23 protein-coding genes, 1 rRNA gene and 1 other RNA gene are annotated in these 25,642 nt (G+C 61.2%); 16 read left to right on the forward strand and 9 right to left on the reverse strand.

Features of this window, described 5'->3' with window-relative positions:
• Positions 1-2: 2 nt before the first annotated feature.
• Positions 3-734: a 3-deoxy-D-manno-octulosonic acid kinase gene (locus KVY02_RS00355; protein WP_218314102.1), complete on the reverse strand. Its 732-nt coding sequence runs from the start codon at positions 732-734 to the stop codon at positions 3-5.
• Between KVY02_RS00355 and KVY02_RS00360 the strand changes: the two genes are divergently transcribed.
• The 3 genes from KVY02_RS00360 to waaA are packed head-to-tail and all read left to right on the forward strand — an operon-like array spanning position 733 to position 4,551.
• Entirely contained in the window at positions 733-1,830 is a 1,098-nt protein-coding gene (locus KVY02_RS00360; RefSeq protein WP_218314103.1) for a glycosyltransferase family 9 protein, read from the forward strand. The genes KVY02_RS00355 and KVY02_RS00360 overlap by 2 nt on opposite strands.
• On the forward strand, positions 1,820-3,250 hold the full coding sequence (hldE, locus tag KVY02_RS00365) for a bifunctional D-glycero-beta-D-manno-heptose-7-phosphate kinase/D-glycero-beta-D-manno-heptose 1-phosphate adenylyltransferase HldE (RefSeq protein WP_016915625.1): 1,431 nt from the start codon (positions 1,820-1,822) through the stop codon (positions 3,248-3,250). Before KVY02_RS00360 ends, hldE begins: the two co-directional genes overlap by 11 nt.
• The gene (gene waaA, locus KVY02_RS00370) at positions 3,250-4,551 is read left to right on the forward strand and encodes a lipid IV(A) 3-deoxy-D-manno-octulosonic acid transferase (protein WP_218315021.1); all 1,302 of its coding nucleotides are present in this window, start codon (positions 3,250-3,252) and stop codon (positions 4,549-4,551) included. The genes hldE and waaA overlap by 1 nt, the downstream gene beginning before the upstream one ends.
• Before the next feature lie 30 nt (positions 4,552-4,581).
• Here waaA and rpiA read toward each other — a convergent pair whose 3' ends face one another.
• Entirely contained in the window at positions 4,582-5,256 is a 675-nt protein-coding gene (gene rpiA / locus KVY02_RS00375) for a ribose-5-phosphate isomerase RpiA (RefSeq protein ID WP_081138437.1), read from the reverse strand.
• A 157-nt stretch (positions 5,257-5,413) separates the two neighbouring features.
• Here rpiA and ilvA point away from each other — a divergent pair, with 157 nt between their 5' ends.
• Entirely contained in the window at positions 5,414-6,928 is a 1,515-nt protein-coding gene (gene ilvA / locus KVY02_RS00380; RefSeq protein WP_218314104.1) for a threonine ammonia-lyase, biosynthetic, read from the forward strand.
• A 392-nt stretch (positions 6,929-7,320) separates the two neighbouring features.
• Here ilvA and KVY02_RS00385 read toward each other — a convergent pair whose 3' ends face one another.
• The 3 genes from KVY02_RS00385 to KVY02_RS00395 form a co-directional block, all read right to left on the reverse strand.
• Positions 7,321-7,947 (reverse strand): 5-formyltetrahydrofolate cyclo-ligase, encoded by a 627-nt coding sequence (locus KVY02_RS00385; RefSeq protein ID WP_081138434.1) that lies wholly within the window; start codon positions 7,945-7,947, stop codon positions 7,321-7,323.
• Between the two features lie 20 nt (positions 7,948-7,967).
• Positions 7,968-8,149, reverse strand: a non-coding RNA gene (gene ssrS, locus KVY02_RS00390) — 6S RNA.
• A 59-nt stretch (positions 8,150-8,208) separates the two neighbouring features.
• A complete protein-coding gene (locus KVY02_RS00395) occupies positions 8,209-8,517 on the reverse strand; it encodes a cell division protein ZapA (RefSeq protein ID WP_016915630.1) in 309 nt (102 codons plus the stop codon).
• 168 nt (positions 8,518-8,685) lie between these two features.
• Between KVY02_RS00395 and KVY02_RS00400 the strand changes: the two genes are divergently transcribed.
• The 4 genes from KVY02_RS00400 to KVY02_RS00415 all read left to right on the forward strand — a co-directional run bounded on the left by KVY02_RS00400 (position 8,686) and on the right by KVY02_RS00415 (position 13,281).
• Positions 8,686-9,264 (forward strand): UPF0149 family protein, encoded by a 579-nt coding sequence (locus KVY02_RS00400; protein WP_016915631.1) that lies wholly within the window; start codon positions 8,686-8,688, stop codon positions 9,262-9,264.
• A gap of 36 nt (positions 9,265-9,300) precedes the next feature.
• Positions 9,301-10,638, forward strand: coding sequence for a Xaa-Pro aminopeptidase (gene pepP / locus KVY02_RS00405; RefSeq protein ID WP_081193775.1), 1,338 nt, complete (start codon positions 9,301-9,303; stop codon positions 10,636-10,638).
• Between the two features lie 94 nt (positions 10,639-10,732).
• Positions 10,733-11,977: a 2-octaprenyl-6-methoxyphenyl hydroxylase gene (ubiH, locus tag KVY02_RS00410; RefSeq protein ID WP_218314105.1), complete on the forward strand. Its 1,245-nt coding sequence runs from the start codon at positions 10,733-10,735 to the stop codon at positions 11,975-11,977.
• A gap of 50 nt (positions 11,978-12,027) precedes the next feature.
• Positions 12,028-13,281, forward strand: a complete 1,254-nt coding sequence (locus KVY02_RS00415) for a UbiH/UbiF/VisC/COQ6 family ubiquinone biosynthesis hydroxylase (RefSeq protein ID WP_218314106.1) — start codon at positions 12,028-12,030, stop codon at positions 13,279-13,281.
• Here KVY02_RS00415 and KVY02_RS00420 read toward each other — a convergent pair.
• The 3 genes from KVY02_RS00420 to gpmI form a co-directional block, all read right to left on the reverse strand.
• On the reverse strand, positions 13,278-14,573 hold the full coding sequence (locus tag KVY02_RS00420; protein WP_218314107.1) for a S41 family peptidase: 1,296 nt from the start codon (positions 14,571-14,573) through the stop codon (positions 13,278-13,280). The genes KVY02_RS00415 and KVY02_RS00420 overlap by 4 nt on opposite strands.
• 99 nt (positions 14,574-14,672) lie before the next feature.
• Positions 14,673-15,809, reverse strand: coding sequence for a murein hydrolase activator EnvC family protein (locus tag KVY02_RS00425; protein WP_100731095.1), 1,137 nt, complete (start codon positions 15,807-15,809; stop codon positions 14,673-14,675).
• The gene (gene gpmI, locus KVY02_RS00430; RefSeq protein ID WP_218314108.1) at positions 15,809-17,371 is read right to left on the reverse strand and encodes a 2,3-bisphosphoglycerate-independent phosphoglycerate mutase; all 1,563 of its coding nucleotides are present in this window, start codon (positions 17,369-17,371) and stop codon (positions 15,809-15,811) included. The genes KVY02_RS00425 and gpmI overlap by 1 nt, the downstream gene beginning before the upstream one ends.
• Positions 17,372-17,623: 252 nt before the next feature.
• Between gpmI and KVY02_RS00435 the strand changes: the two genes are divergently transcribed.
• From KVY02_RS00435 to ruvX, 7 genes are all read left to right on the forward strand, one after another.
• Positions 17,624-18,046 (forward strand): rhodanese-like domain-containing protein, encoded by a 423-nt coding sequence (locus tag KVY02_RS00435; RefSeq protein WP_016915639.1) that lies wholly within the window; start codon positions 17,624-17,626, stop codon positions 18,044-18,046.
• Between the two features lie 61 nt (positions 18,047-18,107).
• A complete protein-coding gene (gene secB, locus KVY02_RS00440; RefSeq protein ID WP_016915640.1) occupies positions 18,108-18,617 on the forward strand; it encodes a protein-export chaperone SecB in 510 nt (169 codons plus the stop codon).
• Between the two features lie 3 nt (positions 18,618-18,620).
• A complete protein-coding gene (locus KVY02_RS00445) occupies positions 18,621-19,388 on the forward strand; it encodes a 16S rRNA (uracil(1498)-N(3))-methyltransferase (RefSeq protein ID WP_218314109.1) in 768 nt (255 codons plus the stop codon).
• 138 nt (positions 19,389-19,526) lie between these two features.
• Positions 19,527-20,231 (forward strand): CvfB family protein, encoded by a 705-nt coding sequence (locus KVY02_RS00450; protein WP_081138422.1) that lies wholly within the window; start codon positions 19,527-19,529, stop codon positions 20,229-20,231.
• Positions 20,232-20,300: 69 nt separating this feature from the next.
• A complete protein-coding gene (gshB, locus tag KVY02_RS00455) occupies positions 20,301-21,266 on the forward strand; it encodes a glutathione synthase (protein WP_026001921.1) in 966 nt (321 codons plus the stop codon).
• 40 nt (positions 21,267-21,306) lie between these two features.
• Positions 21,307-21,864, forward strand: a complete 558-nt coding sequence (locus KVY02_RS00460) for a YqgE/AlgH family protein (protein WP_039179223.1) — start codon at positions 21,307-21,309, stop codon at positions 21,862-21,864.
• 18 nt (positions 21,865-21,882) lie between these two features.
• The gene (ruvX, locus tag KVY02_RS00465; RefSeq protein ID WP_016915645.1) at positions 21,883-22,338 is read left to right on the forward strand and encodes a Holliday junction resolvase RuvX; all 456 of its coding nucleotides are present in this window, start codon (positions 21,883-21,885) and stop codon (positions 22,336-22,338) included.
• 27 nt (positions 22,339-22,365) lie between these two features.
• Here the strand turns inward: ruvX and KVY02_RS00470 are convergent, their stop codons facing one another.
• Positions 22,366-23,391, reverse strand: coding sequence for an aspartate carbamoyltransferase (locus KVY02_RS00470; RefSeq protein WP_218314110.1), 1,026 nt, complete (start codon positions 23,389-23,391; stop codon positions 22,366-22,368).
• Positions 23,392-23,987: 596 nt separating this feature from the next.
• Between KVY02_RS00470 and KVY02_RS00475 the strand changes: the two genes are divergently transcribed.
• Positions 23,988-25,519 (forward strand): 16S ribosomal RNA (locus tag KVY02_RS00475).
• The last annotated feature ends 123 nt before the right edge of the window (positions 25,520-25,642 follow it).

Below are 25,642 nucleotides of genomic sequence, written 5' to 3' on the forward strand. Positions count from 1 at the left end.
CGTCAGATTACCCGGTAGCCCTGCCGAATGGCTGTCATGGCCTGGGAGGCGTCGAACTTTACCAGTGAGCGCTCAAGGCGTGCCAGATTGCGCTCCTGCCACTGGCCTGCCGAGCGCAAGCGGCAACGATCCAGGTCGATCAGCCACGGTTCTCCCTGGCGATCCACCAGAATATTGCGCGCATTCAGATCCACATGATCGAGCCCTGCCTGGTGAAAACGTTTAATCATTGCCCCTACGCGCGTTAACAGTGCCTCATCAGCCTCGCCAGCACTCAGTAATGAGGCCAGCGCCCGAGCGCCGGGGATGCGCACGGTCAGCAGTGCCGCTTCGTAAGTCAGGCCAAAGCGTGTGACACAGCAGGCCACCGGGCGGGGCACAGGTAGCCCTTGCTCATACAGCGCGGCGGTCAAGCGCACTTCACGAAACGCCCGTGTGCGCTCTGCCCCCAGCCAGACATAGCGCTGCTTGCTGACCTTGGCGATGAGCCCGCCGCGCTGGTAAGGGCGCAGCACCCACTGCTCATGGTCGCGTGCTTGCAGGAACAGGCTGCTGCCACGGCCGGGTGCTTCGCCGACTACCAGGCCTCGCGATTGCCAGTAATCTGCCTCGAACAGCGCTGTGCTCAGTGGGTGAGTAGGGGAGGACAGTTGGTGTGATGCGCAGGCGTCACTTAAACTGTCTGCATCATGTAAAATCAGCCCATTTTTCTGCTGGAGTGCCGCTAAGCGCATGAAGCCCTCTCTGCCTGCTCAACCAAACCATATTGCCATTTTGCGCCTCTCCGCGTTGGGAGACGTGTGCAATCTCGTGCCCACGGTGCGAGCGTTGCAGCGCCAGTGGCCGCATGCGCGCATTACCTGGATTATCGGCAAGGGGGAGCACAGTTTACTGGCCGGGCTTTCCGGGGTCGAGTTCGTCGTGTACGACAAAGCGACCGGCCTTTCCGGCATGCGCGCCATCTGGCGTGAGCTGGCCGATACCCGCTTCGACGTGCTGCTGCATATGCAGCAGGCCATTCGTGCCAGCGTGCTCTCCCTTGGGCTCAAAGCAAATGTGCGGGTGGGGTACGACAAAGCCCGTGCCAAGGACGCCCAGCACTGGTTCACCCAGCACCAGCTAGCCCCCCACGAGAACGCCCATGTGCTGGAGTCGTTCATGGATTTTGCGCGTCTGCTGGGCGTCGAAGACGAGCGTTTAGAGTGGAATCTCGCGGTGCCTGCCGTTGCCTACGAGGAAGCGAGGGCGATCAGTGGCGACACGCCTTATTTGGTGATCAACCCCTGTAGCAATGCGCGCTTGCGCAATTTTCGCAACTGGTCCGTGGAAGGGTATGCCAGCGTGATTGAACACGCCTGGGTACAGCATGGTCTCAAGAGCGTGCTCACGGGGGGCGGCAGCCCCCTGGAGCGTGAAATGGGCGACCATATCGAGGCGCTCTGCCAGCCGGGGAGCGTCATCAATGCCATCGGCGGCACCTCGCTGAAGGGCGTGCTGGCGCTGATCGATAATGCTCGCGCGGTGATTGCCCCGGATACGGGCCCTGCGCATATGGGTAACGCCATGGGCACGCCGACGCTTGGCCTCTATGCCACCACCAACCCTCAGCGGGCTGCCCCCTATCTGTGGCGCGATTTTGCCGTCAATGCGTACCCCGATGCGGTACGCACCTATCTGCATAAATCGGTGGACGAAGTGAGCTGGGGGCAGCGGGTGCGGCATGCCGATGCCATGGACCTGATCAAGGCGGACGACGTCATTGCCAAGTTAGACGCGCTGCTGGCGCATAGCGCAGCGCACACCACAACAGGACTCTCGGATGAAAGTTGATCTAACCGCCCTGGAACATGCCCGCGTACTGGTGGTCGGGGATGTCATGCTCGACCGCTACTGGCATGGCGGCACCTCGCGTATCTCACCGGAAGCCCCGGTGCCCGTGGTACGCGTGGAAGATGCCGATGACCGCCCCGGCGGCGCGGCTAATGTGGCGCTCAACGTGGCGTCATTGGGTGGGCACGCCGCGCTAGCGGGCCTGGTGGGAGAGGATGACAATGCCGAGCTGCTCACCAAGCGCTTGGCGGCAGCCAATGTAAGCACTTACTTCCAGCGCAGCCCTGATGTCCCAACGATTACCAAGCTGCGTGTGATGAGCCGTAACCAGCAGCTGCTGCGGCTGGATTTCGAGCAGCGCCTCGATAGCGTGGACACCAGCGCCCTGCTGGCGCAAGTGGAGCAGGCGCTGCCCGAATGCGACGTGGTGATCCTGTCGGATTATGGCAAGGGCACGTTGAATCAGGTCGAGCGGCTGATCGAGATGGCTCGCCAGCACGGCAAGCGGGTACTGATCGACCCCAAGGGTCAGGATTTCACCAGGTACCGGGGAGCCAGCCTGATCACTCCCAACCTGGCCGAGTTCGAGGCCGTGGCGGGCCCCTGCGCCACCGACGCTATCCTGGCCGAGCGTGGCGAAGCGCTGCGTGCCGAGCTGGCACTGGAAGCGCTGCTGATTACCCGCAGCGAGAAGGGCATGACGCTGATCCGTGAAGGCCATGCACCGCTGCACCTGCCCACCCGAGCCCAGGAAGTGTTCGATGTCACGGGGGCCGGCGATACCGTGATTGGCCTGATGGGCCTGGCCCTGGCCGCTAACCATGCGCTGCCGGAAGCCATGATGCTGGCCAATCTGGGCGCGGGCCTGGTGGTGGCCAAGCCGGGTACCGCCACGCTCTCCATTGCCGAGCTTTACACCGCGCTGCATGGCGACAAGCTGGCCGAGTTCGGCGTGATCGAGCCAGCGCCTCTGATCGATGCCGTTCGCGCTGCGCAGCTGCGCGGTGAGCGGGTGGTGATGACCAATGGCTGCTTCGATATTCTCCACGCAGGCCATGTGGCCTACCTGGAACAGGCCAAGCGCCTGGGTGACCGGCTGGTCGTGGCGGTGAACGATGATGCGTCCATTGGCCGGTTGAAAGGGCCGAAGCGCCCCATCAACCCGTTGAACCGACGGATGCAGGTGCTGGCGGGGCTCGGCGCGGTGGATTGGGTGGTGCCGTTCAGTGACGACACGCCTGCCGCCCTGATCGAGCAAGTATTGCCGGATATTCTGGTCAAAGGCGGCGACTACCGCCCCGAAGACATTGCTGGCGGCAGCGCCGTAATTGCCAACGGTGGCGAAGTCAAGGTGCTGGGCTTCGAGGATGGTGTTTCCACCACGGCAATGATCAGCTCGATTCTGGATCGCGAAAGTTGATAACGGCCCCCCGCTGGCCACGGCTGGCCTATTCGGCTGTGCTGTATGGGCTGGCGCCCTTGATTGGCTGGCGCATCTGGCGTGAGCAAGTCCCCACGTACTCACGACTCCAGCGGCTGGGACTGCGCCTTGAACCACTGCCGCCCGCGCCGCGACTTTGGCTGCACTGTGCTTCCGTGGGGGAAGTGCGCGCCGCACGCCCGCTGATCGAAGGGCTGCTGGCGCGCTTTCCTCACCACAGCCTGCTGCTGACCACCATGACGGCTACCGGCGCCAGACAGGCACAGGCGTTGATATCAGAACAGGACACTGCCGACCAGACGCGCCTTGCCCACCGTTTTTTGCCGCTGGATTTTCCCGGCGCGGCCAGGCGTTTTGTGGCTCGCGTACAGCCGGACCTTGCCATCCTGTTTGAAACCGAGCTGTGGCCGAACCTGCTTCACGCCTGCCATCGGCAGGCGGTGCCCGTTGCCGTAGTGAACGGCCGACTATCGCCCCGCGCGTTTGGCCGCTACCAGCGTTTGCGCCCGCTGATGCAGGGGGCCTTGGCCAACGTGACGTGGCTGGCTGCCAAGTCGCCAGAGGACGCCGAGCGTTTTCACTCGCTGGGCTGTGCGGCTTCATCTACCACCGTGGTGGGGTCACTGAAGTTCGAACAAGCCTTTCCTGAAAGGCTATTGGAAGAGAGTGAGTACTTACTTAATGCGTGGGGTCAGCGTCCGGTGTGGGTCGCGGGCTCTACCCGAGATGGGGAAGAAGCGCTGCTGCTGGCTGCCCATCGTCAATTGCTCACGCGCTTCCCCGCGGCGCTGTTAGTGCTGGTGCCCAGGCATCCACAGCGGTTTGATGAAGTGGCGGCCCAGTGTGAGCGTGAAGGGTTCAAGGTCAGTCGTCGAAGCCAGCAACAGCCCGTCACGCCCGCCACCCAGGTCTACCTGGGGGATACGCTGGGCGAGCTGGCGACGCTGTACGCTGCGGGCAGCGTCGCCTATGTGGGGGGGAGTCTGGTGCCACTGGGCGGGCACAATGTGTTGGAACCTGCTGCGCTGGGTAAGCCCGTGCTGTGTGGTCCGTCACTGGAAAACTTCAGCGATGTTGCCGAGCCGCTCTTGGCGGCCAAGGCACTGACGGTGGTTGACACACCAGACGTGCTGGCGAGCGTTCTGGTAGAACACATCACCAACCCTGAGTGTGCCAGGCAGCGCGGGCTGGCTGGGCAAGCGGCAATCACAGCCCAGCGTGGGGCGCTTTGGCGCACGTTGGATGGGCTTGGCCGGTGCCTGGCCTTGGCCCGGGATTAGTCCTGGCCAGTGCCTGGCTTTGGCGAGTGCTCAGCGTAAGGCCGTGCGCTCTACGCCATCCGCTTTACCCAGCAGCAATACATCGGCACCGCGTGCAGCAAACAGGCCGTTGGTGACTACGCCGACGATGCCATTGATACGCGCCTCCATGGCTACCGGGTCGTCGATCATGAAGTTGAAGCAGTCGATGATCTGGTTGCCGTTGTCGGTGATGACGCCCTGACGGTAAACGGGTTCGGCACCGAGTTTGACCAGCTCGCGGGCCACATAAGAGCGCGCCATGGGAATCACTTCTACCGGCAGGGGAAAGTTGCCGAGCTGGGCGACGTATTTCGAGCCATCGGCAATACAGATGAAGCGCTCGGCGCAGGCGGCGACGATCTTTTCACGCGTTAGTGCGGCACCCCCACCTTTGATCATATGAAAGTGAGCATTCACTTCGTCGGCACCGTCGATGTAAAAGGGGACGTTGCCAACGTGATTGAGTTCGAAGACCTCGATACCCTGTGCTTTCAAGCGCTCTGCGCTGGCCTCAGAGCTGGCCACAGCGCCTTTGAAGCGGTCGCGTAACGCGCCCAAACGATCAATGAACAGGTTGGCGGTGGAGCCGGTGCCAATGCCCAGCACGGTGCTTTTTTCGAGATATGGCTCGATTTCATCGAGCGCGGCATCGGCGACAGCGGCTTTTAGTTCGTCTTGTGTCATGATGGAGTCCAATCAGGGTGGGCAGTCGTCCTTAGTATAACGGCCTGAACGCCCGCTGCCGATGGCAACGCCGCTAGACGTTGGCGGTTGTCATCTGCTACCAATAGAGGTTTTGTTCGCACCCGCCAGGGTCACGCCATTTTTCCGGGATATCAGCATGCTCGAAGCAACCGTCAAAAAGATTCTCCAGGCCCGTGTCTACGAAGCGGCCTGCGAGACGCCTATTTCCCCCGCTCCCTTTTTGTCGCGTCGTTTCAACAACCAGATTTTGATCAAACGCGAAGACTTGCAGCCGGTGTTTTCGTTCAAGATCCGTGGGGCCTACAACAAGATGGCCCAGCTCACGGAAGAACAGAAAGCCAAGGGGGTGATTGCTGCCTCGGCGGGCAACCATGCACAGGGCTTGGCCATGGCGGCCAAACTGATGGGCGTGAAGGCCGTCATCGTGATGCCTCGCATCACGCCGGATATCAAAGTGCAGGCGGTACGTGCGCGGGGGGCAAAAGTGGTGCTGAAGGGCGACGCCTTTGCCGCCGCCGCCGAGCATGCGCAGGAGCTGATCAAGGAGCATGGCTACACCTATATTCCACCGTTTGACGATATCGACGTCGTGGCGGGCCAGGGCACCATCGGGGTCGAGATTCTGCGCCAGCACAGCGGGCGGCTGGATGCGATTTTCATCCCGGTAGGCGGTGGTGGGCTGATCGCCGGGGTGGCGGCCTACGTGAAATACCTGCGTCCTGATATCAAGATCATTGGCGTCGAGGCCGAGGATAGCGCCTGCCTGAAAGCGGCTCTGGAGGCCGGGGAGCGCGTCGTGCTGGAGCAGGTGGGCGTGTTTGCAGAAGGCGTGGCCGTGGCGCAAATTGGCGAAGTGCCGTTCTCTCTGGTACGTGACCTGATCGACGATGTCATTACCGTGAACACCGATGAGATGTGCGCGGCGGTCAAGGACATTTTTGAAGATACCCGTGCCGTGGCGGAAACGTCTGGAGCGCTGTCGTTGGCCGGCCTGAAGAAATACGTGCAGCAGACCGGTGCCGAGGGGGAAACCCTGCTGTGCATCAATTCGGGAGCCAACACCAACTTTGACCGCCTACAGCATATTGCCGAGCGGACGGAGCTGGGCGAGCAGCGCGAAGCCATTCTGGCCGTCACCATTGCCGAAAAGCCTGGCAGCTTCAAGAAGTTCTGCCGAACGCTGGGCAAACGTATGGTGACCGAATTCAGCTATCGTTATGCCGATGATAACGAAGCTCATATCTTTGTGGGCGTGCAGGTCAAGCCAGGTGGCGAAGACCGCCTGGCGGTGATCGACAAGCTGCGCGAAGGCGGGTATCAGGTCGAAGACTTGACCGATAACGAACTGGCGAAGCTGCACATTCGCCATCTCAGCGGCGGTCGGCCCCGGGAGCACTTCGAGGAGGAGCTTTACCGTTTCGAATTTCCGGAACGCCCAGGGGCTTTGATGAACTTCCTCACCCAACTGCCCCATGACTGGAATATTTCATTGTTCCACTACCGTAATCACGGCGCCGCTTACGGCCGTGTGCTGGTGGGCATGCAGGTGCCCAGTGAGGACCGAACCCACGTGACCGAGTACCTGGATGCCATTGGTTACCGCTATTGGCAGGAGAGCGACAATCCCGCCTATCGGCTTTTCATGGCGTAAATGAATGTAAGTGTTTGCTAACTTCGCAGATAAGGACTGCCCGCCAGGTTCACAAGACTAAAACGTTTAATTAAGGGGTGAAAATAGTGCCAATAGCGGTTGTCACTACCCCCCTTATAGCCCTATAGTCATCGCCACAAATAATGAGGTGTGTCATCTTTCCAAAGGCAACTCCTTGGTGACGCACCCAGGGCTACCGGCACTTGGAAAGACGTTGGAGATTTGGCATGCGGCGAAGAAAACCTGATATGGTCATGGCGCTAACCGTGGTGTTTTTGCTTGGGGTTTTGGCGACTGGCTATGCCCAGGCAATATCGGGAAGTTGATCAATGGTAGCAGGGTAGAGCGGTATCGACGTCGCGAGCCTGCAAAAGGTCAAACAAGAGGGCTGATCATGGATCAGCCCTTTTTATGGGGCGTACCGTGGCTTGATCGGTGACCACGGCCGTGAGCGGAATATCCCAGGGCTCCAACGGCAGCTGGTCGACCTGTTGGCAAGCGTGCGCCACCCCAATCAAGGCGGGAGCCGGGCCAGGTCTGCGCATGAAGGCCAGGCTGCGGTCGTAAAACCCTCCCCCCATGCCCATGCGGTTGGCCTGCTGGTCGAACCCGACCAGCGGTACGATCAGCGTATCCAGTGCCCAGGCGGGTAGCCGATGGCCACGGTGGGCAGCAAACCTTGGGCAGGGTTCGGCAATGCCGAAACGATTCTTGACCATGGGGGTATGCTGGTCGTAACGCACGAACCATAGGCTATTGGCGCTGAAAGGGCGTAGCACAGGAAGGTAAATCGTGGTGCGTCGCTGGCGAAGCCATGCGATCAGGGGTGTCGGGTCGATTTCGCCATTGACCGGCAGGTAGAGACTGATGCGTTTGGCGCGTCTGATTTCGGGCTGATGCCTCAGGCGCTGGCAGAGTGAGTGGGCCGCCTGCTGTTGCTGTTTGGCGGTCAGCGCCTTGCGTCTGCGCTTGAGTTCACGGCGCAGGGCCTGCTTTTCATCGGGCGTCGTATGCGTCATCTCTATCAGGCCATGTTGAAGTGTTCCCCAGAATGCCGCTGTCGTTCTGGCCCTGAACCTATGGGTTCAGGTGGGTGGCCGCAGCCAGACCGTCAGGCTTTCCGACGCACGGACATGCGCACGGGTCTGGCTAGCATTTGGCCCCCTGGTACTGCGTATAGGCTCGAGGGACTATAACGACTGGCGCGCATTCCAGAGAACATCCCTATCCTAACAGAGGCGCTGCCAATGCCAAAGCATCCATGCCCCGAACGGCTCTCTTTACGCGTCCGTTGGCTTGCGAGTACCTGCCAACGCTCGTTCGAGGCGCTCATTGAGGCGGCTCAGGTTAGCCTCACCCGCACGGTGCTCGTCCAGCGCTTCCAGCAATTCATGGGTAATGTTCAAGGCGGCCATGATGGCAATGCGCTCGTTGCCCAACACGCTGCTCTGGGCGTGAATACCGTGCATGGCTCTGTCCAGGTAGCGAGCTGCGCGCTCCAGCTGCACCTCCTGACCGTTATCGCAGGCAATGACATAGCTGCGCCCCAATAGGGTGATCTCTTTCGTTGGCCGCTTGGCGGTACTCATCATTGACTCCAGCACGGGCCAGTCAGGGCCCCAATGCGTTAACATCACATAAATAGGATGGATAGACGATATTCACTATAAGAGAGCCGCTCGTACGGGGTCAACGCACGTACCGGCCGCGCTCTGCGCAGAATCTTACTCTGACTTTTGCTAAAGCGAGCACAAAACATGTCATTGATTGACGAGCGCCAGGACTTTTCTGACGTGGCGGATGTATTTTTATTGCACGGGAGCATGCAGTCTCCCGCTTTTCTGGATGGGCGCCTATGTGGCCTGCTGGCGCTGCGTGATGTGAGTGCCGAAGGGTGGCTGGAAGAGGTTTGCCTGGGCCTCGGTGTCGAACAGCCTCGGGACCAGGCAAGTGCAGAGCGACTGTTGGGCTGGCGACGTCAGACGCTGGAAGCCTTGAGTGCCAGCGACTTGAATTACGCGCCGCTGCTGCCGGATGAGCTGTTTTCGCTTGCCGAACAGGCCCAAGGGCTCAAGGAGTGGACGCTGGGCTTCATGGAAGTCGTCGAAGAGGTGGCCGATGACACGCTGCGAGAGCGCTGGTCGCAGACCCTGCGTGAGGCCATCGAAGATCTGGCGGGGCTGAGTCAGATCGAAACCGATATCGATGATAGCCCGGACAACGAGAACGACCTGTTTGCATTGACCGAGCACGCGCGCATGGCGGCCATGCTGCTGTATACCGAGCAGCACCCGGGCCAGCCCCAGGTCGAGCAGGTCGACGCCCCCGTCCACTGATATCTGACTGTTCTTCAGAATACGCAAGGAGCCACTATGTTGCCTGAGCGATTGCCGCGTCCCGCGCCCATTGGGCCTGACGAGTACCGCCAGCGGCGTGAGGCGCTGATGGCCCAGCTGCCGCCGAACGCGGCCATGCTGATACCGGGAGCATCGTTAGTGACACGCTCCCACGATAGCGAATATCGCTTCCGTCAGCAGAGCGACTTTTACTACCTCACGGGCCTGCAAGAGCCCGACGGCCTGCTGGTGCTGCTGCCTGGGCGTGTCGAAGGCAGCAGTGTGGTGTTCTGCCAGGACCGGGACCCCACGCTGGAGGCCTGGACGGGCCGTCGGTTGGGTGCAGGCGGGGTGGAGCAGCAGCTGGGGGTCGACCAGGCCTTCGAGAACGCCCAGCGCGATGTGCAACTGGCAAGGCTGCTCGATGGCCGCGAACTGCTCTACGCGCCGCTGGACAATCCCGAAGCGATCAGCCTGCTGGAAGAGGCGCTAGCCCAGGCCCAGGCGAGCGTGCGCCGTGGTAAGCCCGCCTTGAAAGGCTGGCTGGATTGCCGCCCACTCATCCATGAGATGCGGCTGATCAAGAGTCCGGGGGAAATCGCCCTGCTGCGCCATGCGGCGGCCATTTCTGCTCAGGCCCATGTGCGTGCCATGCGCACCTGCCGGGCAGGGCTGCATGAGTATCAGCTTCAGGCCGAGCTGGAGCATGCGTTCATGTGGCAAGGGGCCAGTGGTCCCGCTTATAGCACCATCGTGGGCGGCGGCGCCAACGCCTGTGTGCTGCACTATATTGAAAACAGCGATTTGCTGGAGGCAGGGGCGCTGGTGCTGATCGATGCGGGCGCCGAGTTCGATCTCTACGCTGGCGACATCACCCGCACTTTCCCGGTCTCCGGTCACTTCAGCGATGCCCAGCGAGCGCTCTACCAGGTGGTGCTGGAGGCTCAGGAGCGTGCTGTGAACGCCGTCGCTCCGGGCGCTACCCTGGCCGATATTCATCAAGGGGTCGTGCACGATTTGACCAAGGGCCTCATCGACCTGGGGCTTTTGGAAGGCGAGGTGCAGGCACGTATCGATGACGAAAGTTATCGACGCTTTTATCTGCACTCCACGTCGCACTGGCTGGGTCTGGACGTCCACGATGTGGGGACCTATCGACTCGATGAAAACACGCCCAGGCCGCTGGCGCCGGGCATGGTACTAACCATTGAGCCGGGCCTGTATATCCCTTGTGATGACGATATTCCTACGGCTTACCGTGGGATCGGTATTCGTATCGAAGACAACGTTGTGGTTACTGCGCTTGGGGGAGAGGTGATCACCGATGGAGTTCCCAAGCAGGTCGAGGCCATCGAGCAATTGATGGCTAAATAGTGACCAGTCGACAAAGCTGAAGAAGTCGTTATGTAAATTACGTTATGGGTTACGATGATTCGCATGGGCTGAACAACCAAGCCAGGAGAGGTGAATGCAGGTGTCCGCAGCGGTAACAGAAGCTTCCAGTGAGCGGCCTGCCACTCACGATATCGTGATCGTGGGTGGTGGCTTGGTAGGCGCCAGCCTGGGGTGCGCCCTCGCACCTCTGATAGAGCGTTTTGGTTGGCGCGTGGCCATGATCGAGGCCAAGGCACTGCCCGACACGAGTGACCAGGCCACCTGGCAGCCCAGCTTCGATGCGCGTGCCAGCGCCATTGCCGAGGGTTCCGCCCAGCGCTTTCGCCAACTGGGCGTGTGGCAGGAGATGCAGGCTGAGGCCTCGCCCATCCAGCGCATTCATATCAGCGAGCGCGGACGTTTGGGGGCGACACGCCTGAGCGCGGAAGAGCTAGGCGTCGAGGCGCTGGGGCATGTGATTCCCAACGCCTGGATGGGGCAGGTGCTGCACCGTCGATTGCAGCAACTCCCCATCGAATGGCACTGCCCTGCCTCGGTCACGACGCTGACCCCGCAGGCTGGGGGGCAGCATCATCTTCGCCTGTCGAATGGCAGTGAGCTGACCGCCACGCTGACGTTACTGGCCGACGGAGGCCGCTCGGGCTTGAAAGAGCAGCTGGGTATTCAGAGCCGTTGTCACTCTTATGAACAAAGCGCCGTGATTGCCCATGTGGGGGTCAGTCAGCCCCACCACGGGGTCGCCTACGAGCGCTTCACCGCAGAAGGCCCCATTGCGCTGTTGCCCTTGCCCGGTCAGGCCATGGAGCTGGTCTGGACACACCCCAGCGGGGGTGAGCAGGCGCGCATGGCGCTGTCTGAGCAGGCTTTTTTGAGCCAGCTGCAGCAAGCGTTCGGCGACCGGGTAGGCCGATTCAATCGGCTGGGGCAGCGTTATTGCTATCCGCTTTCGCTGGTGACAGCTGAAGAACCGGTAAGGCCGGGGCTAGCGGTGCTTGGCAATGCTGCGCACGCGCTGCACCCCGTGGCCGGGCAGGGCTTCAATCTTGCGCTGCGCTCCGTGATGGATCTGGTCGAGGCGCTGGCCCAGGCTGCCCAACACCAGCAGCCCTTGGGCAGTCTGGCAACCCTGGCGGCTTTCGAGCGCCGCCGTGCCGATGACCGTGCCAACGTCATCCGTTTCAGCGATGGCCTGGTGCGGCTGTTCGGTGCTTCGCTGCCACTGCTGCCCCATGCCCGTGGTGCCGGATTGATCGGCCTGAACCTGGTGGGACCGCTGCGCCGGGGGTTGGCACGCCGAGCCATGGGGCTAGAACGATAGCGCTGGAACAATAGCGCGCACCATTGGCGCTGACACCATAAGGATTGGCTATGACGATTCAAGCAGAACAGGGAGCCACGGTCACGCGTTTCGATGCGGTGGTGGTGGGGGCCGGCATGGTCGGGGCCAGCGTGGCAGGGTTGCTGGCCAAGGCCGGTATGCAGGTCGCGCTGGTCGAGGCCCGTGAGAAGCCTCTGCAGTTGGAAGAGGTGGCCCAGGCGCTACCGGCGCCCCGTGTCAGCGCCCTGACGCCGGTGTCACAGCGGCTGTTGAACCATCTGGGTGCCTGGCCTGCCATGGCGGCGACGCGTATCACACCTTACCGTTACATGCAGGTATGGGATGCCGAGGGCAGTGGCAACATCCACTTTTCGGCGGACGAGGCGGGCACCGCCGTGCTGGGGCATATCGTCGAGAACGACGTGACCCTGGCCGCACTCAATGCACAGCTGGCCAACCTGCCGACGTTGACCCGGCTGAATGGCGTGCGCGTCTCCGCGCTACAGACCAGTTCCAAAGGGCGCTGGCTGGTGTTGGAGGATGGCCGCCAGCTGGAAACCCCGCTGCTGGTGGCGGCCGATGGTGCGCGCTCTGTGCTGCGCGAACTGGCGGGCATCGAGGTGGCAGAGGAGTCCATGGGCCAGGAAGCGGTGGTCACCACCGTGCGCTGTGAGTACGCCCATGGAGCGACGGCCCGTCAGGCCTTCGTAAGCGGCAGCCCGCTGGCTTACCTGCCGTTGACCGTGGACGGCGATGATCGGCTGTGCTCGATTGTGTGGTCCGTGCCACCCGAGCAGGCGGCCCGGCTTGAGTCGCTGGCACCGCAAGCGCTGGGAGAGGACTTGGGGCGTGCCTTCGATCACCGTTTGGGGGCTGTCACGGTGCTCGATCGAGCCTATCGCTTTGCGCTGGTACAACGCCACGCCCGCAGCTATGTGCAGGAGCACTTTGCCCTGGTGGGGGATGCGGCGCACAGCATTCACCCCTTGGCGGGGCAAGGGGTGAACCTTGGGCTGATGGATGCGGCGGTGTTGGCGGAAGAAGTGGTTGCTGCCTGGCGGCGTGGCTCGCCCTGGGGCAGCCTGGCCATCCTGTCGCGCTACGAACGCCGCCGTCGCCTCGACAATACGGCCATGCTGGCCCTGATGAAGGGCTTCAAGGGGCTGTTTGGCAGTCAGCAGCCGGGCCTGACCCTGCTGCGTAATGTCGGCATGAGTGGCATGAACCAGTGGGTGCCACTCAAGCGGCTCATCATGCGGCAGGCCACCGGTGAAAGAGGTCGCCTGCCGAGCACGTGCCGTTAGCGACGCCGGTCGACGACATTGAGCGCTTTCAACAGGTTGAGCGCTTCGCTGAGCTGATAGTCGTCGCGCAGCCGCTGCGACATGGCTGCGCGCTCGCGAGGCTGGTTCTGACTGCCCAGATGCCCTTCCAGGTCGGCTTCGCGCAGTTCACGGCGGCTTTCGGCCACTTCCAGGCGGCCACGCACCACTTCCACGTCCGGCTCGATGCCCTGCGCCTGGATGGAGCGGCCATTGGGCGTGTAGTACAACGCCGTGGTCAGCTTCAGACCTTCGCCGTTGCCTAGCGGCATGATCTGCTGCACCGACCCTTTGCCAAAGCTTTCGGTGCCCATGATGACCCCGCGACGCTGGTCCTGAAGCGCGCCTGCCACGATCTCTGCGGCGGAGGCGCTGCCGCTGTTGATCAGCACCACGAGCGGTACATCACGCGCAGGCGTATCGGGCGATGCCGAAAAGGACATCTCGGTATCCGACAGGCGGCCTTCGGTATACACGATCAGCCCGATATCCAGAAAGAGGTCGGCCACGCCCACCGCCGCCTGCAGTACTCCGCCAGGGTTGTTACGTAAATCCAGAATCAGGCCTTCGAGCGGCTGTTCGCGTGCCATGCGCTCGAGGGCGCGGCGTGCCTGTTCCGGCGTGCGTGATTGGAACTGGCTGATACGTAAATAGCCGTAGCCAGGCTCCAGGGTTTCATGGCGCACACTTTCGCTACGGATGATTTCCCGGGTCAGCGTAAGGTCTCGTGGGCTATCTTCGCCCGCGCGCAGAATGGACAGCCGCAGCTGGCTGCCCGGCTCGCCCCGCATCAGGTTGACGGCTTCCTGCAAGGAGAGGTTATCGGTGGGTGTGCCATCGATGGCGATGATGATGTCCCGCGACAGCAGGCCCGCGCGGGAGGCCGGTGTATCGTCGATGGGAGTGATCACCATGAGTTGACCATTCTCGGTGCCGACTTCGATGCCGATGCCGCCGAACTCGCCCTGGGTGGACTCGCGAAGGCTCTGGTACTCGTTGGCATCCAGATAGGCCGAGTGAGGGTCCAGCTCGCTGAGCATGCCACGCATGGCATTGCGCAGCAGCGTACGATCATCCACTTCCTCGACATAGGCCCGTTTGATGCGTTCGAACACCTCGGCGAAGGTCTGGATCTCTTCCAGCGGAAGGTCGTCGGCGACGCTATTGGCCGTTTGAGCCGCTAGGGGTAAGGGTGCTGCCAGCAGCGCGAGCGGAAGCAGGGTCGCCAAGAAACGCTTGGCAGGGGCCGATACCTCGGTTACAGATAGCGTCATGCGTACTCCGCTAGGCGAAAGGCAGCGCCGCTGGGCGCCGCATGGGTTAGACGGTCGGCGCGACACCTTCAAGGGTGCCGCTGCTATCAGCTTATCCCGTCAACGTCGTGCAATCCAACGTTGCGGGTTAATGGGGGCGCCACCTCGCCGCACTTCGAAATAGAGCGCGGATGAAGGCTGCCCTCCGCTGTTGCCCACTCGGCCGATGCGGTCGCCCCGGTTTACTTGCTGGCCCGGGCGGGCATCGAACTGCTGAAGGTGGGCATACAGGGTCATGATCTGATCACCATGATCGATGATCATCAGGTTGCCAAACCCCCGCATCCAGTCCGCAAAGACCACGCGCCCAGAGTGGACGGCCGTGACCGCCGTGCCGGCGCCCGCTTGAATCACGATACCGTTGTAATGCACGCCCTGACGGCGCTGGTAGCTGGCCGTGATGGCGCCCTGTACTGGCCAGGGCAGGTCGCCCTGGGTGCGGGTGATGTTGGTGGAGGGCGTCGGCTCGGCCAGTCGGGCAAGCTCGGCCTGGATGGCGCGTAGCTGCTGTTCGGCCTGCTCGCGGCTCTGGCTGAGGTCGGCCAGACGGTCGGCTTCGCTCTCGTAACGATCATCCAGCGTGGTCACGACGCTGCGCCGTTCCTCGGTACGGCGGGCCAGCAGCGCACTCTGCGCTTCCAGTTCGTCCGCCAGGGTATCCAGCCGGGTCTGGCGCTCGGCCAGCGCCTGCTCGGTATCCACCAGCGCGGTATCCAGGCGGGCAATGTCGCCCAGGCGACGTTGCCGTGCCTGCGTCAAGCGGTTCAGGTAGGCCTGCATGCGGTCCAGCTCTGCGGGGTTGCTTTGGTTCAACAGCAGCTTGAGCTGCGGGGTGGGGCCCAGCCGGTAGAGGGCCGCCAGTTGCTGGCCCAGCGCTGCGTATTGCGCCGCTCTTTCCTGCTCGAGCCGCTCACGGTGCTGGCGCAATTGCTCGCTCTCTTCGTTCAGTTGGCGGCGTTCCCCCTGCAGCTGGTCCAGACGCTGGTGCGTTTGGGCCAGCTCCGTCTCGACGGCACGCAGGGCCTGCTGGGCGCTGTCACGGGCCTGGTCCGTCACGCCCAACTGCTGGGTCATGGCATCGATTTGCTGGCCTAGCGCATCCAGCTGCTGCTGGGCGGCACGCTCATCCTGCGCGACGGCAGCGGGCGTGCCCAGCATCAGCAGCGCCAGCAAGGGCAGCCGTTGCCACGATGGCATTAGGCGAAGCGCAGCAGTGACTGGCCCGTCATCGCGTCTGGCTGTGGCTGATGCATCATCGCCAGCAGCGTGGGTGCCAAATCGCACAGACGGCCGTCCGACAGCTGAGCCTCGCGCTCACCGACGTAGATCAGCGGTACCACAAAGGTGGTGTGAGCGGTTTGTGGCTCGCCGGTCACCGGGTGCACCATCTGTTCGGCATTGCCGTGGTCGGCGGTGATCAGGCAGGCGCCACCGGCCCGCTCGATGGCCTCCACGACCCTCCCAACGCAGGTGTCGACGGTTTCAATGGCCTTGACGGCGGCGGCAAAATCCCCCGTGTGACCGACCATGTCGCCGTTGGCGTAGTTGCACACCATCAGGTCGAAGCGGCCGCTGTCGATGGCGTCCACCAGCTTGTCGGTGATGTCGAACGCGCTCATTTCCGGCTTTTCGTCGTAGGTTTTCACATCCCGAGGCGACGGCACCAGGATACGTTCTTCGCCGTCATACTCGGCTTCGTTACCCCCCGAGAAAAAGAACGTCACATGAGGGTACTTCTCGGTTTCGGCGATGCGCAGCTGGGTAAGGCCGCGCTTGGACACTACTTCGCCCAGCGTATCGGTGAGGTCGGTGGGGGGGAACGCCGCCGGAGCGGCAATGTCGGCGGCGTACTGGGTCATCATTACCAGGCCGTCACCCGCCAGGGCAGGCCGGGTCTGGCGCTGGAAACCGGTAAAATCTGCATCGGTGAAGGCGCGGGTCAGTTCGCGGGCCCGGTCAGAGCGGAAGTTCAGAAAGATCGCCGCGTCGCCATCTTGTAACGTCATGGCGCTACCGTTGACGGGAACGCTGGTGGCCGCCACGAACTCGTCGGTTTCACCACGCGCGTAGGCATCCCGCAGGCCGCTTTCAGCGCTGGTGGCGGTATGCTCGGCATGACCCTCGGTGAGCAGGCGGTAGGCCTGCTCGACCCGCTCCCAGCGGTTGTCTCTGTCCATGGCGAAGAAGCGGCCAATGATGGAGGCCACGAAGCCGTTGTCGGCACCGACCAGTTCGGCAAGCCGGGCATTGGCGCGCTCGATGGAGGCCAGCGCGCTTTGCGGGGGCATGTCGCGGCCATCCAGGAAGGCATGCACGTAGATTCGCTGAGCGCCGCGCCGTGCCGCCAGCTCGGCCATGGCGATAAAGTGGTCTTCGTGGCTGTGGACACCGCCTGGAGAGAGCAGGCCCAGCAGATGCACGGCACGGCCATTGGCGACTGCTGCGTCGATGGGCTTGGTGAGCACCTCGTTGGTATCCAGGTCGCCATCTTCAATGGCTTTGGTGATGCGCGTGAAGTCCTGGTACACGATGCGCCCAGCCCCCAGGTTCATGTGGCCCACTTCCGAGTTGCCCATCTGCCCATCGGGCAGCCCCACATGGCGGCCATCGGTGTGTACGAAGGCGTGGGGGCGTTTGGCCCACAGAGCATCCATGTTCGGGGTATGGGCGGCAGCCACGGCGTTATGTGCGCTATCGGGGTTGTGGCCATAGCCGTCCAGGATGATCAGGGCGACGGGGCGGGGTGCAGATGATGCCATGAGAAACCTCGTTATATGGGTCAGCCAAGCAACGAAAAGAGCTGTTTGAAACGCTGGCAATGGCCATTCAGCCAGTTTTCAGACAGTACCTGAGAAACAGGGTCGCGGCGGGCGCGTGCTTGGGGCATCATAACGCAGGCAGCCGCTGGGCGTCATGGCCTGCGCGGTATGCCCTGTGACGTGTATACTTGTCGCGTTTCTGATGGCGGCCAGGCCGCTTTTTTCTGCATAGACCAAGAGATTGTGTTCGCGATGATCGATCAGCTGTTCGAATTCGTAATGAACCACCCCCTGTTGGTGGGGGCATTTTTGCTGGTGCTCACGGCGTGGATTGTCTACGAAACGCGTAGCGCTGCCTCGAATGCCGTGTCCTCTAGCCAGGCCACCCAGCTCATCAACCGCGAAGATGCGGTGGTGGTGGACATTCGTGAAAGCAAAGACTTCAAGGCGGGGCATATCGCCGGTGCACGCAACATTCCCCAGAGCAGCCTCGATAGCCGCATGAACGAGCTGGAGAAAGTCAAAAGCCAGCCGATCATCGTGGTGTGCAAGCATGGCCAAAGCTCGGGTGCCGCACAAGCCAAGCTGGTCAAGGCGGGCTTCGAGCGGGCCACGAAGTTGCGTGGTGGCATGATGCAGTGGCAGGCCGATGGCCTTCCCGTAGTGAAGAAGTAAACGACGAAAGCGGCCTCTGGGCCGCACGCTTTTTTATTGAATGAATAACGAGGAGTCTCCCATGGCGGAAGATAACAACACCCCGCAGGCCGGTGCCGCTGAAGGCGAAAAGCCGCAGCTGAAATTCTCTTTGCAGCGTATTTACGTGAAAGACATTTCCTTCGAAGCGCCGAACTCTCCTTCCGTGTTCAAGCAGGCGTTCAAGCCCAAGGTCAATCTGGACCTGAACACTACCAGCCAGAAAGTGGCTGACGACCAGTACGAAGTCGTGGTCAAGGTCACCGCCCAGGTGAATGACAGCGAGTCCGGCACCACGTCGTTCCTGGCCGAAGTCGAGCAGGCTGGCCTGTTCCGTATTTCCGGCATCGAAGGTGCGCAGCTGGAGCAGACGTTAGGCGCCTTCTGTCCTAACCTGCTGTTTCCTTACGCCCGTGAGTGTATCGACAACCTGGTCAACCGTGGCGGCTTCCCTGCGCTGATGCTGGCGCCGGTCAACTTCGAAGCCATGTACGCCCAGCGCAAGCAGCGTGAAGCGCAGCAGGCAAGCCAGGCTGCCGAGAACACCCACTAAGCTATGCTCGAAGCGCATTCGGCAGCACACTGGCTCGCCACGCACGGCAAGATGCCGCGCCTTCATGTGCCCACCGAGCTACGTGTCGGGGCGACCGTCACGCTGCCGGAAGGCCCTGCCAAGCACGTTACCCGCGTGCTGCGCATGGGGGAGGGCGCGGCACTGATCCTGTTCGACGGGGCAGGCCAGGAGGCAGGCGTTCGGCTGGCGGAGGTGGGGCGAAAACAGACCACCGCAACCGTCGAGTCGGTATGGCCAGGCAGCGCGGAGTCTCCGCTAGCGGTGCATCTGGGCCAGGCGATTTCCAAGGGAGACCGCATGGACTATGCCATTCAGAAAGCCGTGGAGCTGGGCGTCGCTGCCATCACCCCACTCTATACCGAGCGGGGGGATGTTCGCCTGAAAGGCGACCGAGAAGAGAAGAAGCTGGCCCATTGGCAGGCGGTGGCTGCCAGCGCCTGCGAGCAAAGTGGGCGTGCAGTGGTGCCTCCCGTATACCCGCCGCAGGGGCTGGAGGAGTGGCTGGCCGAACGGCAAGAGCCGCTGCGCCTGATGCTTCATCTGGCCACGGGCAATGGCTTTGCACAGTCGTCTCGGCCCGCTTCGGCAGCGTTGCTGATTGGCCCCGAAGGAGGGCTCAGCGAGACCGATATCGCTGCGGCCACCGCCAGCGGCTTTACGCCGCTGACATTAGGGCCCCGTGTACTGCGTACGGAAACCGCACCGGTCGTCGCGCTGACCCTCCTGCAGCATCATTTCGGCGATTTGTAAGCGCTTACTGTCAGCCGCTGCCGCATTCTATGTGGCAGCGGCTTTTGTATAGCAGGCTGTCAGGCCGAATACGGCCTCGCTTTGGCTAGCGTTAGCAAGGTACGCTACCGATTCTCAACCCTTCGCAAGGACACCTCCATGGCCCGTGAGTCCCATGCCTCCCCCCGTTCTGCCAGCGATGCGACTGCCCAGCTGGGAGAAGTCGCTTACTTGACCGTGACGGCAGTGAACAGTACGGGCGCCTTTCTGCGTTGGGGCCAGCCCAAGGACGTGCTGCTGCCCTATAGCGAACAGCGGTTTCGCCCGGATCCCGGCAAGCGCGTTCTGGTCATGCTGTATAGCGATGACCAGGGGCGTCCCGTGGCATCCATGCGCTTGGACCGCTTTCTGAGCGACGACGCCTGGGTGCTGTCGCAGGGGGATGAGGTCACGGTAGTGGTGGCCGATCGCACGGACCTGGGCATGAAAGTGGTGGTCGAGCACCGTTATTGGGGATTGATCTATCAGGACGACATGACCCAGCCGCTGCGCCGAGGGCAGACGCTGAAAGGCTATGTAAAACAGCGTCGCGAGGATGGCCGAGTCGATATCTCGCTGCTGCCGCCGGGGGCGGCACGCCTCGATGTGGTAGGTGACAAGATACTGCAAGCGCTACGTGAAAGCGGCGGCTACTTGCCGCTGGGCGATAAAAGCGATGCCCACGCCATCAAGGCGCGCCTGGGGGTGAGCAAGAGCGCCTACAAACAAGCGATTGGGCGGCTTTACAAGCAACAGCTGATCACCCTGACCCCTGATGCCATTCGCCTGGTGCCCGGCGCGCTCTCCGAAACCGCAGACAAATAGCCGCGGTTGGAGCCGTGCCTGCAGTACGGCATACTGAATAATGATTGTTTCTGCATGGACGGTATTTCGATGAGCCACTCAACGTTGCATCTCGGTGTCGTGATGGACCCGATCAGTGACATCGCCTACAAGAAAGACACCACCCTGGCGATGCTGTGGGCTGCCCAGGAGCGCGGCTATACCTTGCACTACATGGAGCAGGACGATCTGTTCTTGAACGCAGGGCAGGCCTACGCACGCATGCGTCCATTGACCGTGCATCGTGATCCTGCACATTGGTACGACCTTGGCGAAGCAGCTCAGCGGCCACTGGCAGAACTGGACGTCGTGCTGATGCGCAAGGACCCGCCGGTAGATGCCGAGTTCATTAATGCGGTGCACCTGCTGGGCTTTGCCGAGCGCGAGGGAGTGCTGGTGGTGAACCCCACCGCCGCCTTGCTGCAGTGTAACGAGAAGCTCTTTGCCCAGCAGTTTCCTCAGTGCTGCGCGCCAACGGTCGTGGCTAGCCGTGATGATGTGCTGCGTGCCTTCCACGCCGAGCATGGCGACGTGATCTTCAAGCCACTCGACGGTATGGGGGGCACGGGCATTTTTCATATCGGCCCTGATGGCCGCAACATTGGCGCCGTCATCGAGCAGCTGACGCTGCGCGGCCAGCGTCAGATCATGGCACAGCGCTACCTGCCGGAAATCAAACACGGCGATACTCGTATTCTGCTGGTCGATGGCGAGCCTGTGCCCTTCGGGCTGGCGCGCATCCCCTCGGCGGGAGAGACCCGCGGCAACCTGGCCGCCGGTGGGCGTGGCGTGAGTCGCGAGCTGACCGAGCGTGATCACTGGCTGATCCAGCAGGTACAGCCGCTGATCCGTGAGAAAGGGCTGATGTTCGTGGGTCTGGATGTCATCGGTGACTACATCACCGAGATCAACGTGACCAGCCCCACCTGCGTGCGGGAAATCGACGATCAGCGTGGCACCGACATCGCCGGCATGCTGCTGGACGCCATCGAGCGTCGCCTTGCTTCCGCCCAATAACGCCCGACTTGCTGATTCAGCGGCAAGCCATAGGAGACGCATGCAAAGCTTAAAACACCATTTTTTAATGGCCATGCCGCATCTGGACGACCCCAACTTTGCGGGCAGCCTGGTGTACTTGTGTGACCATGACCACAATGGTTGCATGGGGGTGATTACCAACCGCCCCCTGGAGATCACCCTGGATGCGCTGTTTGAACAGCTCTCCCTGGGGGGCGATGAGAGCCCGCACCGCAATGCGCCTGTCTATTACGGTGGCCCCACCCATAAAGACCGTGGCTTTATCCTTCACGAAGGGGATAGCCAGGCGTGGGATTCCAGCGTCCAGGTAGAAGATGGCATTGCCCTCACCACGTCCATGGATATTCTTCAGGCGCTGGCGGATGGCACGGGGCCAGAGCACTTCCTCGTGTGCCTGGGGTGCGCGGGCTGGGAAGTAGGGCAGCTGGAGGATGAGCTCAAGGACAACGCCTGGTTGACGGTGGAAGGCCAGCCAAGCGTGCTGTTCGACACCCCTCCCGCCGAGCGCTTGGCCGCTGCCGCTGGCCTGCTGGGCGTCGATCTCAACCTGATGACCCGTGACGCCGGTCACGCATGACGAAGGGGCAGTAACGCGATGGCCGACAGTGGGGAACGCCTGATCCTGGCATTCGATTATGGAACGCGGCGCATCGGTGTGGCGGTAGGCAATGAGCTGCTCAACAGCGCCCGCGAGCTGACGCCTCTCCCTGCACGGGATGGCATTCCTGACTGGAACGTGGTGTCTCGTCTGGTTCAGGAGTGGCAGCCCGACCTGTTTGTGGTCGGGCTACCGTTGAACATGGATGGCAGCGAATCGCCCATGAGTACCCGTGCGCGCAAGTTTGGCAACCGCCTGCATGGGCGTTATGGCAAGCCGTGCGAAATGGTCGATGAGCGTGGCTCTACCCGTGAAGCCAAGCAGATCGCCCACGCATCGGGACATCGCGGCAACTATCGTCAGCAGAGCGTGGACGGCATCGCTGCCGTACTGATTCTGGAAGGCTGGTTCGCCCACCGAGAAGGCCTCCCCGGTGGGCGAACCGCGCACTAAGCGTTTAGCTGCTCAGCCGTCTGCTCCTCAGCGGTCCAGCGTGCCAATTTGCGGCGGTACGAACCAGCGCACTGGCCGCATGTCCTGCTCGATCAGCTCGTCCACTTTCAATAGCGTGGCAAAAATGGCCATCCGCATGGGGATGCCGTTATCTGTCTGGCGGAAGATCGCCAGGCGCGGATCGCCATTCAAATCGACGTTCAAATCATTGGCGCCTGGACGGCTATCGCGCGGTAGCGGGTGCATCACGATCGTGCTTTGGCTGCAGCGGTGATCCAGAAAATCGCGATTGACCATGAAGTCATCGGAAAGCCCCTGGAAGCTCTCGTTCATTTCGTCCGTGAAGCGCTCCTTCTGGATGCGTGTCGTATAGACGACGTCCAGATCCGAGAAGTCGCTGGTCAGGGAGTCGCGCTGCTCGATCCGATGGCCCCGCGATGCCACCAGATCCACCAGATAAGACGGCATTTCCAGGCCGGGTGGGGAGACCAGCGTTATCCGCAGCGGATCATAAAGCGATAGCAGCTTGATCAGCGAATGCACCGTGCGCCCGTATTTCAAATCCCCGGTCAGTAGAATGTGGGCACCACTCAGGCGCTTGCCCAACCGCTGGAACTCCTTGTCGATGGTATAAAGGTCCAGCAGCGCCTGGCTTGGGTGCTCGCCTGGACCATCACCACCGTTGATGACCGGCACATGCGTTGCGGCGGCAAACTCGGCAACCGACCCTTGATCCGGGTGGCGCATGACGATGGCATCACAGTAGCCGCTCATTACCCTGCTGGTGTCGTACAAGGATTCGCCCTTGGCCATGGACGAGAAGGTAAAGCCCGTGGTGTCACAGACACTGCCTCCCAGACGGCAGAAAGCCGCATTGAAACTCACCCGCGTCCGCGTACTGGCTTCGAAGAACAGGTTGCCCAGTACCGCACCTTCCAGCACTCGCGTGACCTGACGGCGACTGGCAATCGGCTCCATGCGTGCGGCCACCCGTAACAGGTGATCAACGCTTTCGCGATTTAATGAATCGACGGTTAACAAGTGCTGGCTCATCGAAGACCTCATATCCGTAGGTGCAATAGATGTGGCGAATGTTGCGGAGTGCCAAGTGTAACCGCCAAACAGTAAGCGCCGAAGTGCTTTCCACGGGTTGTGTGATCGCGTGGGCGACTTTTTTTGACTATTTGGTAAATACTCCTTGCCAACCCGGCAGCGAATCCGTAAAGTACGCATCCGCTGCCGGGGACGCCAAGCGTTACCAGCGGTGAAGAAGGTTGAAAAACCTTCGGTTTGTCAGGAAGTTAGCATCATCTGTTGGTTGGATTGATCGCTCGCTTCACACGCAGAAAACAGCCCTTGACAAACACCACGGAATGCGTAGAATACGCCTTCCTCGCTGAGGCAACACGGTTCAGGTCACCGAGCCCGTCGCAGCGAACTCAAGAAAGTTGCTCTTTAACAATTTGATCAGGTAATTCATGTGGGCGCTTGCCGATGAGGGTGAATCATCACCTAATATCAAGGCAAGCGAACACCAGGATACTCTTCGGAGTATCACAGTGAATTCGTTTGAACCTTGAGCCAAGTTTGATCCGCTTTTGTTGTCTTCGGCTAGTCCTGAGATGGCGAGTAAGGATCGCATTGATCTTAAACTGAAGAGTTTGATCATGGCTCAGATTGAACGCTGGCGGCAGGCCTAACACATGCAAGTCGAGCGGTAACAGGGGGTGCTTGCACCCCGCTGACGAGCGGCGGACGGGTGAGTAATGCATAGGAATCTGCCCGATAGTGGGGGATAACCTGGGGAAACCCAGGCTAATACCGCATACGTCCTACGGGAGAAAGGGGGCTTCGGCTCCCGCTATCGGATGAGCCTATGTCGGATTAGCTGGTTGGTGAGGTAAAGGCTCACCAAGGCGACGATCCGTAGCTGGTCTGAGAGGATGATCAGCCACATCGGGACTGAGACACGGCCCGAACTCCTACGGGAGGCAGCAGTGGGGAATATTGGACAATGGGGGGAACCCTGATCCAGCCATGCCGCGTGTGTGAAGAAGGCCCTCGGGTTGTAAAGCACTTTCAGTGAGGAAGAACGCCTGGTGGTTAATACCCATCAGGAAAGACATCACTCACAGAAGAAGCACCGGCTAACTCCGTGCCAGCAGCCGCGGTAATACGGAGGGTGCGAGCGTTAATCGGAATTACTGGGCGTAAAGCGCGCGTAGGTGGCTTGATAAGCCGGTTGTGAAAGCCCCGGGCTCAACCTGGGAACGGCATCCGGAACTGTCAAGCTAGAGTGCAGGAGAGGAAGGTAGAATTCCCGGTGTAGCGGTGAAATGCGTAGAGATCGGGAGGAATACCAGTGGCGAAGGCGGCCTTCTGGACTGACACTGACACTGAGGTGCGAAAGCGTGGGTAGCAAACAGGATTAGATACCCTGGTAGTCCACGCCGTAAACGATGTCGACCAGCCGTTGGGTGCCTAGCGCACTTTGTGGCGAAGTTAACGCGATAAGTCGACCGCACGGGAGTACGGCCGCAAGGTTAAAACTCAAATGAATTGACGGGGGCCCGCACAAGCGGTGGAGCATGTGGTTTAATTCGATGCAACGCGAAGAACCTTACCTACTCTTGACATCCTGCGAATTTGGTAGAGATACCTTAGTGCCTTCGGGAACGCAGAGACAGGTGCTGCATGGCTGTCGTCAGCTCGTGTTGTGAAATGTTGGGTTAAGTCCCGTAACGAGCGCAACCCTTGTCCTTATTTGCCAGCGCGTAATGGCGGGAACTCTAAGGAGACTGCCGGTGACAAACCGGAGGAAGGTGGGGACGACGTCAAGTCATCATGGCCCTTACGAGTAGGGCTACACACGTGCTACAATGGTCGGTACAAAGGGTTGCCAACTCGCGAGAGTGAGCCAATCCCGAAAAGCCGATCTCAGTCCGGATCGGAGTCTGCAACTCGACTCCGTGAAGTCGGAATCGCTAGTAATCGTGGATCAGAATGCCACGGTGAATACGTTCCCGGGCCTTGTACACACCGCCCGTCACACCATGGGAGTGGACTGCACCAGAAGTGGTTAGCCTAACGCAAGAGGGCGATCACCACGGTGTGGTTCATGACTGGGGTGAAGTCGTAACAAGGTAGCCGTAGGGGAACCTGCGGCTGGATCACCTCCTTAAACGATGTCTTCCCCTCGCGGCAAGCGCTCACAATGAATTACCTGATCAGAATGCTGTTGATGCGCAGTGATAAACGCGCTTTCACGTTGAAAGAAAAAGAAAGACCTTCTTTTTTCTTTTAA

It is taken from the genome of Halomonas sp. 18071143, assembly GCF_019211725.1.
Lineage (GTDB): Bacteria > Pseudomonadota > Gammaproteobacteria > Pseudomonadales > Halomonadaceae > Vreelandella > Vreelandella stevensii.